Source organism: Flavobacterium zhairuonense (assembly GCF_004352915.1).
Taxonomy (GTDB): Bacteria; Bacteroidota; Bacteroidia; order Flavobacteriales; family Flavobacteriaceae; genus Flavobacterium; species Flavobacterium zhairuonense.
Map to the genome: position 1 here is coordinate 93,921 of NZ_SJSY01000069.1, position 15,982 is coordinate 109,902.

Genomic DNA, 15,982 nt, shown 5'->3' on the forward strand with positions numbered 1-15,982 from the left:
CAGCTAGTTGGTTTTGTAAAAGTCGACAATTTTTTTGGCTTTTGAAACCCCAATAACATCAGAAATTTCTTTTTCTGTCGCTAATTTTAATCTTTTAACACTCTTAAAATGTTGAATCAAAGTTGTCATTGTTTTTTCGCCAATTCCAGGAATGCTTTCGACCGATGAATTTAGTGCGGCTTTGCTTCGTTTGTCACGGTGAAATGTAATTCCAAAACGATGCGCTTCGTTACGCAATTGCTGAATTACCTTTAAAGTTTCAGACTTTTTGTCCAAATATAATGGAATGGAATCGCCTGGATAAAAAAGTTCTTCAAGACGTTTTGCAATTCCAATAATGGCAATTTTACCACGCAAACCTAATTCGTCTATACTTTTTAATGCTGCCGAAAGCTGTCCTTTTCCACCATCAATAATAATTAATTGAGGCAAAGGTTCATTTTCTTCTAATAATCTTTTGTAACGTCTGCCGACGATTTCGGTCATCGAAGCAAAATCATCTGGACCTTCAACTGTTTTTACATTAAAGTGGCGATAATCTTTTTTGCTTGGTTTTCCATCTTTAAAAACCACACAAGCCGCTACCGGATTTGTTCCTTGAATATTGGAGTTATCAAAACATTCAATGTGACGTGGTTCAACTGGCAAACGCAGATCTTTTTGCATTTGCGCCATGATTCGGTTCGTATGTCTGTCCGGATCTACAATTTGCAATTGCTTTAATTGTTCAATTCGGTAGAATTTTGCATTCCGAATTGACAAATCCAAAATCTGTTTTTTGTCTCCAAGCTGCGGAACGGTTGTTTTGATGTTTTCGCCTAAATCAATTTCAAACGGAACAATTATTTCTTTTGATAATAACTCAAAACGTTCGCGAAGTTCAATAATAGCAAGTTCCAATAATTCTTCGTCACTTTCGTCCAGCTTTTTCTTCATTTCCAATGTATGCGAACGAATAATTGATCCATGAGAAATTTGCAGAAAGTTTACATAAGCGGCGCTTTCGTCAGAAACAATTGAAAAAACATCAACATTCGTAATTTTTGGATTGATGATGGTCGATTTGGATTGATAATTCTCCAAAACTTCAATTTTTTCTTTGATTTTTTGCGCCTCTTCAAATTGCAGATTTTGCGCATAATTATTCATTATCTTTTTGAAGTCCTTTAAACTTTCTTTGAAGTTTCCTTTCAAGATTTCACGAATCGCATTGACTTGTCTTTGGTATTCTTCCAGCGGTTCCAAACCTTCGCACGGACCTTTGCAATTGCCAATATGATATTCCAAGCAAACTTTAAATTTGCCAGAATCAATATTGGATTTGCTTAAATCGTAATTGCAAGTTCGCAAAGGATATAATTCTTTGATTAATTCCAAAATCGTGTGAACCGTTTTGAAATTTGTATAAGGGCCAAAATACTCTGAGCCGTCTTTAACCATTCTTCGTGTTGAAAATATTCTCGAAAAGGGTTCTTTTTTAATACAAATCCAAGGATAACTTTTGTCATCACGAAGCAATACATTATAACGCGGCTGTAAAGTTTTGATTAGATTGTTTTCCAATAAAAGCGCATCGGTTTCAGTTGGAACGACAATGTGTTTTATCGTTACGATTTTTTTGACCAAGACATTCGTTTTGGCTGTATCGTGAATTTTATTGAAATAGGAAGAAACCCTTTTTTTTAAATTTTTGGCTTTCCCAACGTATAAGATCTTCCCGTCTTTATCGTAATATTGATAAACGCCCGGATTATCTGGCAAGGTAAGAATTTGAAGATCTAAGGACGGTTTTTGCATTCTGTTTTGTTTCTGAAGATTGTGAAAAAGCGTTCAAAAATCATTTCAATTTCTGAAAAAAGCTTAACACTGATTTAGAATCAAATTTACGAAATCAAAAGAATAATTTCTATATTTAGCTTTTATAATTCTGCATGAAAAATAGTAAGCCCTTAGTTATTTTCGACGAAACAATTTTGCCGGGAGAAAATAGAACAATTAATGTTGAAATTGCAAGATTGCATACTACAACAAAACTGAATATTCCAGTAATTGTGCGCCGTTCAAAAATTGAAGGCCCAGTTGTTTTATTTTCGGCCGGAATTCATGGCGACGAAATAAACGGAGTAGAAATCGTGAGGCAAATTATCAGCAAAAAAATAAACAAGCCGGCAAAAGGAACTATTATTTGTATTCCAATTATCAATATGTATGGTTTTGTAAATAAGTCGCGCGAGTTTCCTGACGGACGTGATTTAAACCGAGTTTTTCCGGGAAGCAAAAAAGGTTCGCTCGCAAGCCGTTTTGCTTATCATATTGTCGAAGAAATTTTGCCAATTCTCGATTATGCAGTTGATTTTCATGCCGGAGGCGCCAGCAGATTTAACGCTCCGCAAATTAGAATCACCGAGAATAATCCCGAATTAAAAGTCTTGGCCGATGTTTTTAATGCACCTTTCACTTTGTATTCTAAAAATATAAGTGGCTCTTTTAGAAAAACTTCTGAAAGTGCCAATGTAAAAATGCTGCTTTTCGAAGGTGGAAAATCTTTGGACATCAATAATGATATTGCCAATGAAGGCGTTCTGGGAGTAAAACGACTATTGCATTATTTGGAAATGCTCGACTCAAAACAGCTTGTCGAAGCAGCGCCAATGCCTTCTATTTATATAAAATATTCGTTCTGGCTTAGAGCGAAATGTTCAGGTTTGCTACACGATTTTAATTTGATTGGAAAATTTGTGACCAAAGGTACTATCTTGGCTATTATTACAGATCCGTTTGGGAAATTTGAACAAAAAGTAAAAGCGCCTCACGATGGATTTGTAATCAATGCTAATCATTCCCCTATTGTATACGAGGGCGACGCAATTTATCATTTATCTAAAAATAGCCCTATAGATGGCGACGAATAAAAAAGAACTAAGACTACATTATAAAAATCTTCGTAAAACACTTTCTGAAGAGGAAATTGAAGAAAAAAGTCTGGCTGTTGCCAATAATTTAATTCAGTTGCCCATTTGGGATAAAACCTATTTCCATGTTTTTCTTCCAATAGTAGAGCATAAGGAAGTTGATACGGAATTTGTCCTGCATTTGCTTTCTGGAAAAGACAAAGAAATTGTGATTTCGAAAAGTGATTTTGAAACACGCCAAATGACACATTTTCTTTTAACGGATAATACTAAGATAAAAAAGAATGAATTTAATATTCCAGAACCTGTAAACGGGCTTCAAGTTCAGAGTTCAAATATTGATGTGGTTTTTGTGCCGCTTTTGGCTTTTGATGAATATGGAAATCGCGTTGGTTACGGAAAAGGTTTTTATGATAAATTCCTATCTGAATGTAGACCAGAAACCATAAAAATTGGTCTTTCATTTTTTGAAGCCGTAAATCAGATTGACGATGTTTTTGAATCGGATATAAAACTGGATTATTGCGTGACGCCTGAGAAAATATACATATTTTAATTTTACGGAATGTTCTGTAGAGACGCATTTCAAATTATATTTACTTATATTACTTATATGATTTAAACCAAAAAACAAAATCCCAAACTTCAATTTTGAATTGGAATTTGGGATTTTTTATTTTGAGATTTTAAAAATCTATTTCACTTCTTTGATTGTCGAACCATCAATCCAACCTTCGGTTCCATCAGTTAATTCGATTTTTTTCCATTGCCCCAAAACTTCGGTTACATAAACTTTTGCACCTTCATGTAATAAGAAAATTGCAGCACCGCCTTTTTGTGGTTCGCTTCGAACTTCGCTTAATTCTGCAAAAACAATTGCTGGGCGATCATTGTCAAAATGACTTTTTTCAGACATTCCTGCAGAAACGCTTAATCCCAAAACAATTAAAAGAACAAACATTCCAATAAAATAGATTCTTTTTGTAAGCGTAATTTGTGAAAAATAATACCCGATAAAACTCAAAAGAAAAAGAAATGCGATTCCAACAGAGATTTTGGCCCAAGTATTATAATCAAAAATGCCAGTAAAGTTCTGAATTAGTTTTGCAAAGCCTACTTTCGGAACTTCTTTTATCTCGTCGATTGTTAGCTTTTTGGCAAATTTTAAGTTATTCAACACATCTTGATCATGAGGTTTTAAAACTAATGCCTTTTCGTAATTGTAAATTGCCGGAGCTACTTTATTAAGCTTGTAATAGCTATTTGCTAAATTAAAATATAACTCCGCTGAATGTTGTTTGTTTTCTTTTATAACAGCTTCATATGCCTGAATAGCTTCCTGATAATTGCCTCTTTGATACATAGCGTTTCCTTTTTCAAAGCGTTGAGCAAAGAAAACCTGTGTGATTAATAAAAAGAGATATACTATGTTTTTCATTTTGTTTTTTTAAAACCTGTTAGGTTTGTTTTAATAGGTTTAAACAATCTGTTTTTCTAATTCTGAAATGATCAGAACAGCTTTATCGAAATCTTGCTGAATGGAAGCGCTTGATGCCGGAGCATATCGTGCAAATTCGCAGTTTTCAGTCAAATTAATAAAACTTACAACTGATTCTGGATTTGCATTTCGAGACAACAGTAACTCGCGAATATTGTCTTTGCTCATTTCTGAGGTTTCAATATGCAGTTTTGCTTTAAGGAAATTGTGCATTGCTTTTTCCAGTGCAATATAGAATGCTTCTTTATTGTTAAGTTGCTTTTTAGCTTCAGATAAATATTTCTTAGCCAGCTTATTGTTCATCTTGATTCGGTTTCCTGTTACATCGCCGTCAATTGCTTCTTTTTTCTTCTTAGCAATAATGATAATTGGCAAAATGATGAAAGGCGCAAACAATAATGCATAATACAAATCAGAACCATAAAAATCATCTTTAACAACCGAGACCAAGGTGGTTTTTGATTTGATGTACTTAAACTGATCTGTTTTTGAAATCACATTTTTCGCCGCATTTGCAGTGCTGTTTGCTTCGGCTTGCATTGGTCCGTCTAAAACATCAATTGCAATTTCTTGCGAAGTGATCGTTTTGTATGAACCTGTGCTTAAATCGAAATAAGAAAACTGCATTGGTTTAATAATGTATTTTCCTTTGTACTGCGGAATAATAGTGTACTTGTCAGATATTCTTCCAGACATTCCAGTTAGCGAAGTCGTAACTTTTTCGTCATGAACAGGATCGTACATTTCTAATGCATTTGGCACAACTGGTTTTGGCAATGTAAACAATTTCATATTTCCGGTTCCAGAAGCGCTCACAACTAAATCTAAGCTTTCTCCGCTTTTTACACTTGTTTTAGATGGCGTAACAATAAAGTTGAATTTCCCTACTGCTCCGCTGAAATCTGCTGGTTTTCCAGTTTCAGGAAGTGGTCGTACGTTTATTGTTTTGGCTCCAGCCGAAACTACTTTATTATCCATTGTTGTGATCATCTGACCAAACATATTTCGACGATCTGTAGGCAATTCTACACCAATGTCTAATGAAAGTGGTTCGATGGTTAATTTGCCAGATTTTTGAGGATACAAAATCGTTTTTTTCAAAATCACAAAATAACATCTTTGACCTTGAAAACTTCCTTCTTCGATTGCCAATTGTTTGATTTCGATATTCTGATTCCAGAAATCATTATATTTTGGTTTTGCCAATTCTTTAAAGCCGTTAACGCCAATATTGTTGAAATATAATTTGTAAACCACTGTAATTGGCTCATTCAAATATGGATTTGTTTTTGAAATTTCGGCAACGAGATTTAATGTTTCGCTTCCTTGACCTCCTTGTTGTTGCCTGTCGTTCGGATCTCTTTCCTGAGCAACAGCATTTGTAACCACAACTTTTATAGGAGATGTTTTATACACTTGTCCATTGAATTCAATGGCAGCTTGTTTGATGACAACATTTCCTTTTTGAGTAGGTTGCAGTATATAAGAATAGATTTTTTGAAAAGAACTACGTCCGTTGATCCAAGATTGGCTTATTTGCTGACTTGGTCCTGCTACAACTTTAAATCCATCAAAATTAGGCTGTTCAAAGTTGTCTCCATCAACATTCATGATGAAGTCAATTCGAATTCGCTCATTTAGCCCGAGCGTATTTTTGCTGACTCTGGCTTCAAATTGAACTTGTGCCAAAAGTCCTTGAAAAGTGAATAGAAATAAAATTAAAAATCTTTTCATTAAGTTGTTTAATCGTTTATTTGTTTTAACCGTTTAATCCTTTTTTATATTGTTTAATCGTTTAACCGTTTATTTGTTTTATCAAATAAACGGTTAAACGATTAACCCAAAAATCCTACCAGTCTTTTTCTGCTTTTTTCGGACTTCCTTTTACTTTTTGCGCGTTTACCTTGTCTTGAATTTTTTTCTCTTCATTGTTAACGGCATCTAATAAATTTTGAACGCGTTCTTTAGATATTCCTCCAGGCTGTGGTTTTGGCTGTCCGTTATTATCAGACTTGTCGTCTTTTTTAGGATCGTTTTTACCATCTTTTTTATCCTTGTCAGGATCGCCTTTGTCGTCTTTTTTATCTTTGTCCTTGTCCTTATTTTTGTCCTTGTCTTTGTCCTTATCTTTATTTTTATCCTTGTCCTTGTCTTTGTCCTTATTTTTGTCTTTGTTGTCGTTTTTAGGAGGATTTTCTTTGAGCTTTTGTTTGGCCAAAGCATAATTGTATCGAGTTTCATCGTCGGTTGGATCATTTCGCAATGCTTGTTTATAGGCTTCTACAGCTTGCGTATAATCTTTCTCTTTCATGAAAACATTCCCTAAATTGTGATAAGCTTTATGTTTTTCAGGTCTTGTTTTTGCGTTTTTTATTGCTTTAGCGAAAGCAAATTTGGCTTCGGCAATTTGGTTTTGTCTGTAAATTGTATTTCCTAAATTGTATGAAGCGGTAGCTTTATTTGGAAATTTTGATTGCGAAATTCTATAGTTCGCTTCGGCATCAACAAATTTATTCTGTTTATATTCTTCGTTCCCGTCTGGCAATGTTTTGTCTTTTTCTTGAGCAGAAACTGCTAAAGAAAACGTTAGTAAAATATAAAGAAGTAAATTTTTCATTCTAAATTTTTATTTTTTTTGGTTGCCACGAATTTCACCAATTATCACTAATTAATCGTTTTCATATTTTTTGAATTTCACAAAACAGATTTGTTCAAAGTGGCTGTTTTCGTTTAAATTCGTGTAATTAGTGGCGAACTTTATTATTTCTTTTCGTTAAATAAATTCAACTCTTTTATCCAATTTGTTTTTCTCTCCAAAAGGAAAATATCTAAGAATAGTAATAGAAAAGCAAACCCAAGGAACCATTGAAATTGTGATTGAAACTCGGCCATTTGCGTTGCTTCGAATTCTGTTTTTTGAATGTTGTTTAGGGCGTTTTTAATGTAATCTAAAACTTCTTTTGTATTACCGCCGTAAACATAACCTCCTTTTGTTGCTTTTGCAATAGTTTTTAAACCTTCTTGATTCAGTTTTGTAATAACAATTTCTCCGTTTTGATCTCTTTGGTGGTTTCTAACAATACCGTTTTCTTTCAATGGAATTGTGCCTCCTTTTTCAGTTCCAATACCAATTGTGATGATTTTCATTCCAATTTTGTTCGCTTCTTCGGCTGCAGCTGTTGCACCTTCGGAGTGATCTTCTCCATCAGAAATCAGGATAAGCAATTTGCTTGTTTTGCTCTTTTCATCAAAATAAGTCGATGATAATCGGATGGCTTCATCAAGCGAAGTTCCTTGTGATGATACCATATCTGGACTCATGCTTTGTAAGAACATTTTTGCAACGCTGTAATCAGAAGTAATTGGCAAAACGGGGAAAGCACTTCCTGCGTAGGCAACAATTCCAATCCTGTCACTTCCTAATTGATTTATGATTTGCGAAACAATTTGCTTGCTTTTCTCCAGACGGCTTGGTGCAACATCTTCGGCAAGCATACTTTTAGAAACATCGACCGCAAAAACAATATCAATACCTTCACGTTTTACGGTTTCCATTTTTGTTCCAATCTTCGGATTTACGAGTCCTATAATCAAACAAGTAAGCGCTAGAAGTATAATTGATAATTTTAGAATTGGTTTAAAAACAGAACTTTCAGGGCTCAGTTTTTTGACCATTTCTAAATCACCGAATTCGCGTTGCTTTTTTCGTTTCCAATACACATTGAAAAGAAAAATGCATACCACGATTGGCAGTAAAAATAAAAGGTATAAATATTTTTTTTCGTCTAATTCCATTTTAAATTTTAGATTTCTGAATTTAGATTTTAGATTTTTTTAATCTAAAATTAAATGAAGCTTCTGTAAACTGTATTTCTTAAACCAACTTCCAGCAATAATAAAAAGACTGCCAATGCAACGAACATTCTGTATTTTTCGTCGTAATCGTAGAATTTTAATTCTTGGATTTCTGTTGTTTCTAATTTATTGATCGAATTGTAAATCTGAGCTAATCGATCGTTACTTGTTGCTCTAAAATACGTCCCATCAGTTTTGCGGGCAATACTTTTCATTAATTGCTCGTCGATTTCTACTTTTTGCATTTTGAACAAGAAACCACCATTTGGCCCGTATGCATAAGGCGATTCAGCCATTCCGTTTGTTCCTAAACCAATTGTGTAAACTTTAATTCCGTATTGTTTTGCAATATCAGCTGCAGTTTCAGGTTCAATAAATCCGGCATTATTTACACCGTCTGTCAATAAAATAATAACTCGGCTTTTTGCTTTACTGTCTTTTAGTCTGTTTACGGCGGTTGCCAATCCCATTCCAATTCCAGTTCCATCTTGTAAAGCAGTATCGTATTTGATTTCCTTTATTGCTTCCAAAATGATCGCTTTATCGCTTGTAACAGGCGTTTTTGTATACGCTTCTGATGCGTATAAAACTAAACCGATCCTGTCATTTGGTCTTTCTCCAACAAAGTCTGCTGCAACTCTTTTTAAAGCTTCCATACGGTTTGGCTTTAAATCTTTTGCGAGCATACTCCCAGAAACGTCAATTGCCATTACAATATCAATTCCTTTTGTTGTTTTAGTTTGATTGCTGATATCAACTGTTCGTGGTCTTGCCAAAGCAATAATCAAAGAACATAATGCTATAATTCTAAAAACGTATAAAGAAGGCTTTAATTTCACCAACAGCGATTCACTGTTTTTGAAACCTTGCGTCGAACTCATTTTTAAAGTAGCCGACTGCTGGTTGCGTTTCCAAAAATACCAAGCAATTACAACTGGAATCAGAAGAAAAAGCCAAAAGAATTCTGGATTTAAAAAAGTGATTTTTCCCATTAGTTGCTTGCTTTTTTAAGTTCAACGGAATTTAAAATTCGGTCTGTAATTGTGTTGGCATAAGTGTCGCCTTCTTCGTGTGAAATAACAATTTGCTGCAACCCTTGTTCTTGCTTGAAAATAAGAATTTCATAATATACTTTTGAACTGGTTTTTGTAGCTGGATTTATTACCGTCATTGTGCCGTATCCTTTTATACCTTGCACACCTTCATTAGTCTGGTAATCCTCTTGTTTTACAATAATATTTTGACCGCCTTGAGATTCAATAATTTTTAATGAACCTTCTAAAGCTTTTGATAAATCGATATCGGTTGGAGTTTTAAATTTAGTGGTTGAAACCGCGACATAGAAATTTTCAATCATGCTTCCGTAAACAAAAAGTTGCATTTCTTTAATCAGAGCCATAGCGTCTTTTGGAAGCACTTTTTGAGTATCCATACGTTTTAAAACTTGTGGCGTTTCAATTAAAACACCTGGGTTTCCATATTCGCTTTTTACCCATTCGCTTTCTAAAAGACGTTTAGTTGGGTGCAATAAAACTGTATCTTTTACAGCGGTGAAACCTTTGGTAGCGATAAAAAACGCCATTGTTAAAAACAGTAAGACCGCAACAGATCCTGCAGCAAGAACAATTCGTTTGTTTCTTTGTTTCTTCAGCTGAAGTTTGATTTGTTTTTGTCTTTGTGCTTCGTTCAGTAATTCATCTTCTTCAGATGGAACTTCTGTCGGAATTGCATTATCTAGCGTTAAAATTACTTTCTGAATTTTGTTTCGGTCATCGGTAATTTCAAAATCAAGAGGTTTTGATTTAGCAAATTTTACCAAATCCGCTTGACGGAGAACACGTTCTAGATTTTCAACCGTTTCTGGAGTCAAAGTCATTTTCTTTTTCGTTGATGCGGTTTTGATCGCTGCAATCAACTCGGATGTTGTGCTTTCCATTGCTGGAATATGAATTGCCTCTTCAATATAATTTCTTGCAATATCAGTCAATTCACTATAGTATTCCTTGATTTCACCTTTTTGAATGAGCTCTTTTGACTCTAGGCTATTAAGTAAACTAGTTGCTTTTTCAATGGGTGTTTTATAAACTTCTTCCTCGATTTTTTTCTTCTGACGTTTTTTAGTATCCCAATAAACGAAAGCGCCTATTCCAAGAATAATTATAAGTAATACAATATAGAGCCACCAATTTCCAAAACTGCTATCTGCTGTAGAAATATCTTTGATATCATACATTTTTTGCTGTAATGTATCAACTTTTACAGCGGCAACTTCAACTTTGATTGAATCTGATAAATAAGGTTTTTTGTCAATTAAAATTTGAACTGGCGAAATAGTATATTTTCCTGAATCAAATTGCGTTAAGCCATATTTCTTAATCAATTCATACGTGTCGTTTTTCTTAACTGTATCAATTGGATAAGATTGAATAACCTCTAATGAACCAATAGTTTTTGGTTGAGGAAAAACAACTTTCGATTTTGAGCTTACGACTGTTTTAAGTGTAAGTTTAAACTCGGCACCAATTTTGTTTTTTGTGGTATCAATACTTGTTTCTACCTGTTTTTGCTGTGCAAAAACCGCCGATGTAAGCAAAAATAGAAATATGTAAAATTTTAATTTCATTTGATTTTTGATTTCAGATTCTAGTCTAAAACTAAAGCTTAAAAATGGAACACGGATGACACAGTTTAAGCGGATTATATTTTTGGAATTATTGCATTAAAAATCTAATATTCTAACAATCTTATCCCGAAGTCTCGGGATAACAATCTTAACGTGACTTGAAATAGCCTAATAATTTAGTAACATAATTTTCATCGACTCTGGTATTTACCACGCCAGCGCCAGATTTGCTGAAAGTTTCTTTGAAATAATTTACTCTCTCGTGATAATGTTTTTCGTAATTCATTCGTACGACTTTAGAACCCGTATCAACCAAAATTGTTTTTCCAGTTTCAGCATCAAGCATATTTACCATTCCAAGATTCGGAATTTTTTCTTCGCGAATGTCGTACACACGAACGCCTGTTAAATCATGCTTTTTTGAAGCAATTTTTAATGTTTGCTCATAATTTTCAGACATAAAATCTGAAATCATAAAAACAATGGCTTTCTTTTTCTGAGTTCCCGATAAAAATTTCAAAGCTTCAGAAATATCGGTTTTATGGCTTTTTGGTTCAAATTCGATCAATTCACGAATGATTCTCAAAACGTGCGAACGGCCTTTTTTTGGTGGAATGTACAATTCGACATTATCAGAAAATAAAATCAATCCAATTTTATCGTTGTTTTGTGTAGCCGAAAAAGCCATCGTTGCCGCAATTTCGGTTACGATGTCTTTCTTAAATTGGCTTTTTGATCCAAAACCTTCTGAACCCGAAATATCCACCATCAAAACCATGGTTAGTTCGCGTTCTTCTTCAAATACTTTAACGTGAGCTTCGTTGTATCGTGCGGTTACGTTCCAATCGATGTTACGAATATCATCTCCGTATTGGTATTGACGCACCTCGCTAAACGTCATTCCTCGTCCTTTAAATGAAGAGTGGTATTCTCCCGAAAAGATATGATTGCTCAGTCTCTTCGTTTTGATTTCTATTTTCCGTACTTTTTTTAAAAGCTCTTTTGTATCCATTTTTTGTTTGGTTTATGGTTTATGGTTGTTGGTTGATGGCGCATAAACCATCAACAAAAAACTATCAACCATCAACTTTTTAAGGTACTTCAATCTCGTTAACGATTTTATTGATAATGTCTACAGAAGTGATGTTTTCCGCTTCGGCCTCATAAGTAATTCCAACTCTGTGGCGCAATACATCGTGAACAACTGCACGAACGTCTTCTGGAATTACATAACCACGACGTTTGATGAAAGCGTAGCATTTTGCAGCATTAGCCAAGTTGATACTTCCACGTGGAGAAGCTCCAAAACTGATAAGCGGTTTTAAATCGGCTAATTTGTATTTCTCTGGGTAACGAGTAGCAAAAATGATATCTAAGATGTATTTTTCGATTTTTTCATCCATGTAAACTTCACGAACTGCTTCCTGCGCGCGCAAGATTTGATCTACAGAAACTACAGGATTTACTTTTTCGTAAGTTCCTTTTAAGTTTTGACGAATTACAAAACGCTCTTCATCAATTTTTGGATAATCAATTACAGTTTTTAGCATGAAACGGTCAACTTGCGCTTCAGGCAATTGATAAGTTCCTTCTTGTTCAACTGGATTTTGTGTTGCTAATACTAAAAATGGGCGATCCAATTTGAAAGTTGTGTCGCCAATAGTTACTTGTTTTTCCTGCATCGCCTCCAAAAGTGCAGATTGTACTTTTGCCGGAGCACGGTTGATCTCATCGGCAAGTACGAAATTGGCAAAGATTGGTCCTTTTTTTATCGAGAATTCGTTTGCTTTAATGTTGTAAATCATCGTTCCGATAACATCGGCTGGCAATAAGTCGGGTGTAAACTGAATACGGCTGAAAGAACCTTGAACCGCTTGAGAAAGCGTATTGATTGCTAAAGTTTTGGCTAAACCAGGTACTCCTTCAAGCAAAATATGTCCTTGTCCTAATAAACCAATTAATAAACGTTCGACCATATGTTTCTGGCCCACAATAACTTTGTTCATTTCCATTGTAAGAAGGTCTATAAAAGCACTTTCTCTTTCAATTTTTTCATTGATCGCTCTAATGTCTAAAGTCGTTGTATTTTCTTCCATATAAATGTTTTTAAAAGCTTTTTTAAACTCTTGATTTTTACGCCCGGTTTTTGAGAGTGCAAATTGAATATTTTTTGAGAAGTAAGATGTTAAAGAATGGTTAAAACTTCGACCAATCACCTAATTTTAAGGACGAATTGTGAATCTATTTTTATATTTTTAAGAACTTTGATGTGTATGTTTTTAAAAAGCATATTTATTACCAAAAATAACGCAATATAACCATGAGCAAAACAACATTATCGCCTATTATTTCAGGCACTATGAATTGGGGAGTATGGGACAAAAACCTTTCGACTAAAGAAATGGAAAACATGATACAAATTAGTATCGAAAACAAAATTACAACTTTTGATCATGCCGACATTTACGGCGATTATACCACCGAAGCTGATTTTGGAAAAGCCTTTAAGGCGAGTAAAATTTCCCGCGAAAAATTACAATTAATTACAAAGTGCGGTATTCAGATGATTGCTGAAAAACGTCCTCAAAACAAAATCAAACATTACGATTATTCTAAAGACTACATTATTTGGTCTGCAGAGGAATCTCTTAAAAATTTAAAAACAGATTATATTGATGTTTTTTTATTGCACAGACCTAGTCCGTTGATGCAGGCAGACGAAATTGCAGAAGCTGTAGAAAAACTAAAATCAGATGGGAAAATTATTGATTTCGGACTTTCGAATTTTACAAGTTCTCAAACTGAATTAATTCGTCAGAAAACAGAAGTAAGCTATAATCAAGTGCAATTTTCGGCAACTCATTATGAGCCAATGTTGGACGGAAGTTTAGATTATATGCAGACACACGGAATTCGTCCGTTGTCATGGAATCCGCTTGGAACTGTTTTTAGAGAAGATACTAAGAAAACACGCCGTTTGAAAAAGTTATTCTCAACTTTATTAGAGAAATATCATCTTGGCGCAGATACACTTTTGCTGGCTTGGATTTTAAAACATCCTGCAGGCGTTATCCCAATTGCGGGAACTGTTAACGTTGCCAGAATTCAAGCGTTATTAAAAGCAGTTGAATTGGATATGGACAAAGAAGATTGGTTCGCCATCTGGACAGAAAGTATGGGGGATGATGTGCCTTAATTTTTTTTAAATTTAATCATAAAAAAACAGCTGTTTCTAAAAGTAGGACAGCTGTTTTTTTATGATTTTAAAGTTTTTATTTTAAAATAAGAGTGTTCATGTTTGTAATTTGTCCATTTACCACGACCACATTAGGAACCACCAAAGCTGGCAATTGTGAACTTACATCAGGTGTAATGGTTACAGAATAAGTTCCTGCCGGAATACCATTTAGTTGAAACACTCCTAGCTCATCTGTATAAGCTGAAACAGTTGTGTCTCCAACCTGAACTGATACTAAAGACTGGAAAGTAAAAGGTGTTACAATTCCTTTTATTATTCCAGATGTTGCGTTTGTAGAAACTCTAATTACAGGATGTAAATTAAAGTTGCCAGAATTGCCAGCTTCTACAACTACAGAGTGCTCTACATCAAAATCTAATAAAAAGTCATAAGTTGCACCAGCCATCAATGTTTGGTTGACTTTTAATTTTAGGCCTGATTGTTGGGCACTTGGTGTTTTTAAAGGATAAGTTGTACCGTCTTTAACAACAGTATTGTGTTCTCCAAGAATTAATCGAATTTGGCCTAAATATCCAGATGACACTTCGTTATCTGCCAAAAGTACATTTACACCACCAGTTAAATCCAATAAATTATATACTCCAGGTTTAATATTTCCTATACTAACCCATCCATCTTCGCCAGTTTCAGAATTGCTTTTAATTTTAACGTCTAAAACTTCAACGTTTACCTGATCGTAATCACCCGGTGCATCTGTCATTCGTACACTTACTTTTGAAGTTTGTGAACCATCATTACTATCACTACTGCTGCAGCTTGCTAGAAATAGAATATATAATGACGCCAAGAGAAAAATTCTAAATTTGAGGTTTACAGCTTTCATAAGTCTCTTTGTTTTTAAATTAGTAAATTTATAACGCAAAACGAACTTCATTTAGTGCTTTTATGCCGTAATTTTGTGTTGAATTAATCAAGCCTTAAAGAAGAGGTAGGTTGATTAAACACGATTTTAATCCTAAAAAAATGATGCATTATTTTAATCTGTGTCAAAAAAATAAATAGTTTAAAATGAAAAAAACAGCCTTAATTACTGGAGCAACAAGCGGTATAGGTAAAGCAACCGCACAAATATTGGCAAAAAACAATTATAAAGTTATTCTATGCGGAAGACGTAAAGAGCGTTTAGAAGAATTAGAAAAAGAGCTTTCGGCTTTTACAGAAGTACATTCTTTATCTTTTGATGTTAGAGATAAACAGGACGTTTTTGCAGCATTAAGTTCGTTGCCAGCAGATTTTTCAACAATTGATATTTTGATCAATAATGCTGGAAATGCACACGGTTTGGATCCAATTCAAAATGGAGATATCGAAGATTGGGACGCGATGATTGATATTAATGTAAAAGGGCTTTTGTATGTTTCAAAAGCTATAATTCCTCAGATGATCGAGAGAAAATCAGGACATATTATCAATATCGGCTCAATTGCAGGAAAAGAAGTTTATCCAAACGGAAATGTATATTGTGCTTCAAAACATGCCGTTGACGCCATCAACAACGGAATGCGAATGGATTTGAATCCGTACGGAATTCGAGTTGGAGCAATTCATCCAGGAATGGTTGAAACCGAATTCAGTGAAGTTCGTTTTAAAGGCGATACCGATAGAGCTTCAAATGTGTATAAAGGCTTAGATGCGCTTCAGGCTGAAGATATTGCCGATATTATTCATTTTGTAGTTTCAAGAAAATACCACGTGAATATCGCAGATTTGATTGTTTTTCCAACGGCGCAAGCTTCTGCGACGATTGTGAATAAGAATATTTAAAATTAGCTAGTTAGACTTCTTAGAAAGTTAGATCTTTAGATTATCTTAGGAATCTGAAAATCATAAATCTA

At 34.3% G+C, this 15,982-nt stretch carries 14 protein-coding genes; 4 read left to right on the forward strand and 10 right to left on the reverse strand.

Annotation, left to right across the window (positions count from 1 at the left end):
- Positions 1 to 3 precede the first annotated feature (3 nt).
- The gene (gene uvrC, locus EYY60_RS07190) at positions 4 to 1,797 is read right to left on the reverse strand and encodes an excinuclease ABC subunit UvrC (protein ID WP_132988707.1); all 1,794 of its coding nucleotides are present in this window, start codon (positions 1,795 to 1,797) and stop codon (positions 4 to 6) included.
- A gap of 134 nt (positions 1,798 to 1,931) precedes the next feature.
- On the opposite strand from uvrC, the gene EYY60_RS07195 reads away from it, so the two are divergent.
- Complete coding sequence (locus EYY60_RS07195; RefSeq protein ID WP_132988708.1) at positions 1,932 to 2,912, forward strand: succinylglutamate desuccinylase/aspartoacylase family protein; 981 nt, start codon at positions 1,932 to 1,934, stop codon at positions 2,910 to 2,912.
- Positions 2,899 to 3,468 (forward strand): 5-formyltetrahydrofolate cyclo-ligase, encoded by a 570-nt coding sequence (locus tag EYY60_RS07200; protein ID WP_132988709.1) that lies wholly within the window; start codon positions 2,899 to 2,901, stop codon positions 3,466 to 3,468. The genes EYY60_RS07195 and EYY60_RS07200 overlap by 14 nt, the downstream gene beginning before the upstream one ends.
- A gap of 138 nt (positions 3,469 to 3,606) precedes the next feature.
- Here the strand turns inward: EYY60_RS07200 and EYY60_RS07205 are convergent, their stop codons facing one another.
- The 8 genes from EYY60_RS07205 to EYY60_RS07240 form a co-directional block, all read right to left on the reverse strand.
- Positions 3,607 to 4,350, reverse strand: a complete 744-nt coding sequence (locus tag EYY60_RS07205; protein ID WP_132988710.1) for a tetratricopeptide repeat protein — start codon at positions 4,348 to 4,350, stop codon at positions 3,607 to 3,609.
- Positions 4,351 to 4,389: 39 nt separating this feature from the next.
- On the reverse strand, positions 4,390 to 6,144 hold the full coding sequence (locus EYY60_RS07210) for a BatD family protein (protein ID WP_132988711.1): 1,755 nt from the start codon (positions 6,142 to 6,144) through the stop codon (positions 4,390 to 4,392).
- A 115-nt stretch (positions 6,145 to 6,259) separates the two neighbouring features.
- Positions 6,260 to 7,027 (reverse strand): tetratricopeptide repeat protein, encoded by a 768-nt coding sequence (locus EYY60_RS07215; RefSeq protein ID WP_132988712.1) that lies wholly within the window; start codon positions 7,025 to 7,027, stop codon positions 6,260 to 6,262.
- A gap of 143 nt (positions 7,028 to 7,170) precedes the next feature.
- Positions 7,171 to 8,205: a vWA domain-containing protein gene (locus tag EYY60_RS07220; RefSeq protein WP_132988713.1), complete on the reverse strand. Its 1,035-nt coding sequence runs from the start codon at positions 8,203 to 8,205 to the stop codon at positions 7,171 to 7,173.
- 50 nt (positions 8,206 to 8,255) lie between these two features.
- Complete coding sequence (locus EYY60_RS07225) at positions 8,256 to 9,257, reverse strand: vWA domain-containing protein (protein ID WP_132988714.1); 1,002 nt, start codon at positions 9,255 to 9,257, stop codon at positions 8,256 to 8,258.
- Positions 9,257 to 10,888 (reverse strand): phenylalanine--tRNA ligase subunit alpha, encoded by a 1,632-nt coding sequence (locus EYY60_RS07230; protein ID WP_132988715.1) that lies wholly within the window; start codon positions 10,886 to 10,888, stop codon positions 9,257 to 9,259. The genes EYY60_RS07225 and EYY60_RS07230 overlap by 1 nt, the downstream gene beginning before the upstream one ends.
- Positions 10,889 to 11,036: 148 nt before the next feature.
- Positions 11,037 to 11,900, reverse strand: a complete 864-nt coding sequence (locus tag EYY60_RS07235) for a DUF58 domain-containing protein (RefSeq protein WP_132988716.1) — start codon at positions 11,898 to 11,900, stop codon at positions 11,037 to 11,039.
- A gap of 79 nt (positions 11,901 to 11,979) precedes the next feature.
- Entirely contained in the window at positions 11,980 to 12,984 is a 1,005-nt protein-coding gene (locus EYY60_RS07240) for an AAA family ATPase (RefSeq protein ID WP_026728274.1), read from the reverse strand.
- A gap of 224 nt (positions 12,985 to 13,208) precedes the next feature.
- On the opposite strand from EYY60_RS07240, the gene EYY60_RS07245 reads away from it, so the two are divergent.
- Positions 13,209 to 14,084 carry an aldo/keto reductase gene (locus tag EYY60_RS07245; protein ID WP_132988717.1) on the forward strand — a complete coding sequence of 292 codons (876 nt, stop codon included), beginning with the start codon at positions 13,209 to 13,211 and terminating at the stop codon, positions 14,082 to 14,084.
- A gap of 76 nt (positions 14,085 to 14,160) precedes the next feature.
- Here the strand turns inward: EYY60_RS07245 and EYY60_RS07250 are convergent, their stop codons facing one another.
- Positions 14,161 to 14,970, reverse strand: coding sequence for a DUF4382 domain-containing protein (locus EYY60_RS07250; RefSeq protein ID WP_132988718.1), 810 nt, complete (start codon positions 14,968 to 14,970; stop codon positions 14,161 to 14,163).
- Between the two features lie 185 nt (positions 14,971 to 15,155).
- Here EYY60_RS07250 and EYY60_RS07255 point away from each other — a divergent pair, with 185 nt between their 5' ends.
- Positions 15,156 to 15,911 (forward strand): SDR family NAD(P)-dependent oxidoreductase, encoded by a 756-nt coding sequence (locus tag EYY60_RS07255; RefSeq protein ID WP_132988719.1) that lies wholly within the window; start codon positions 15,156 to 15,158, stop codon positions 15,909 to 15,911.
- Positions 15,912 to 15,982: the final 71 nt, after the last annotated feature.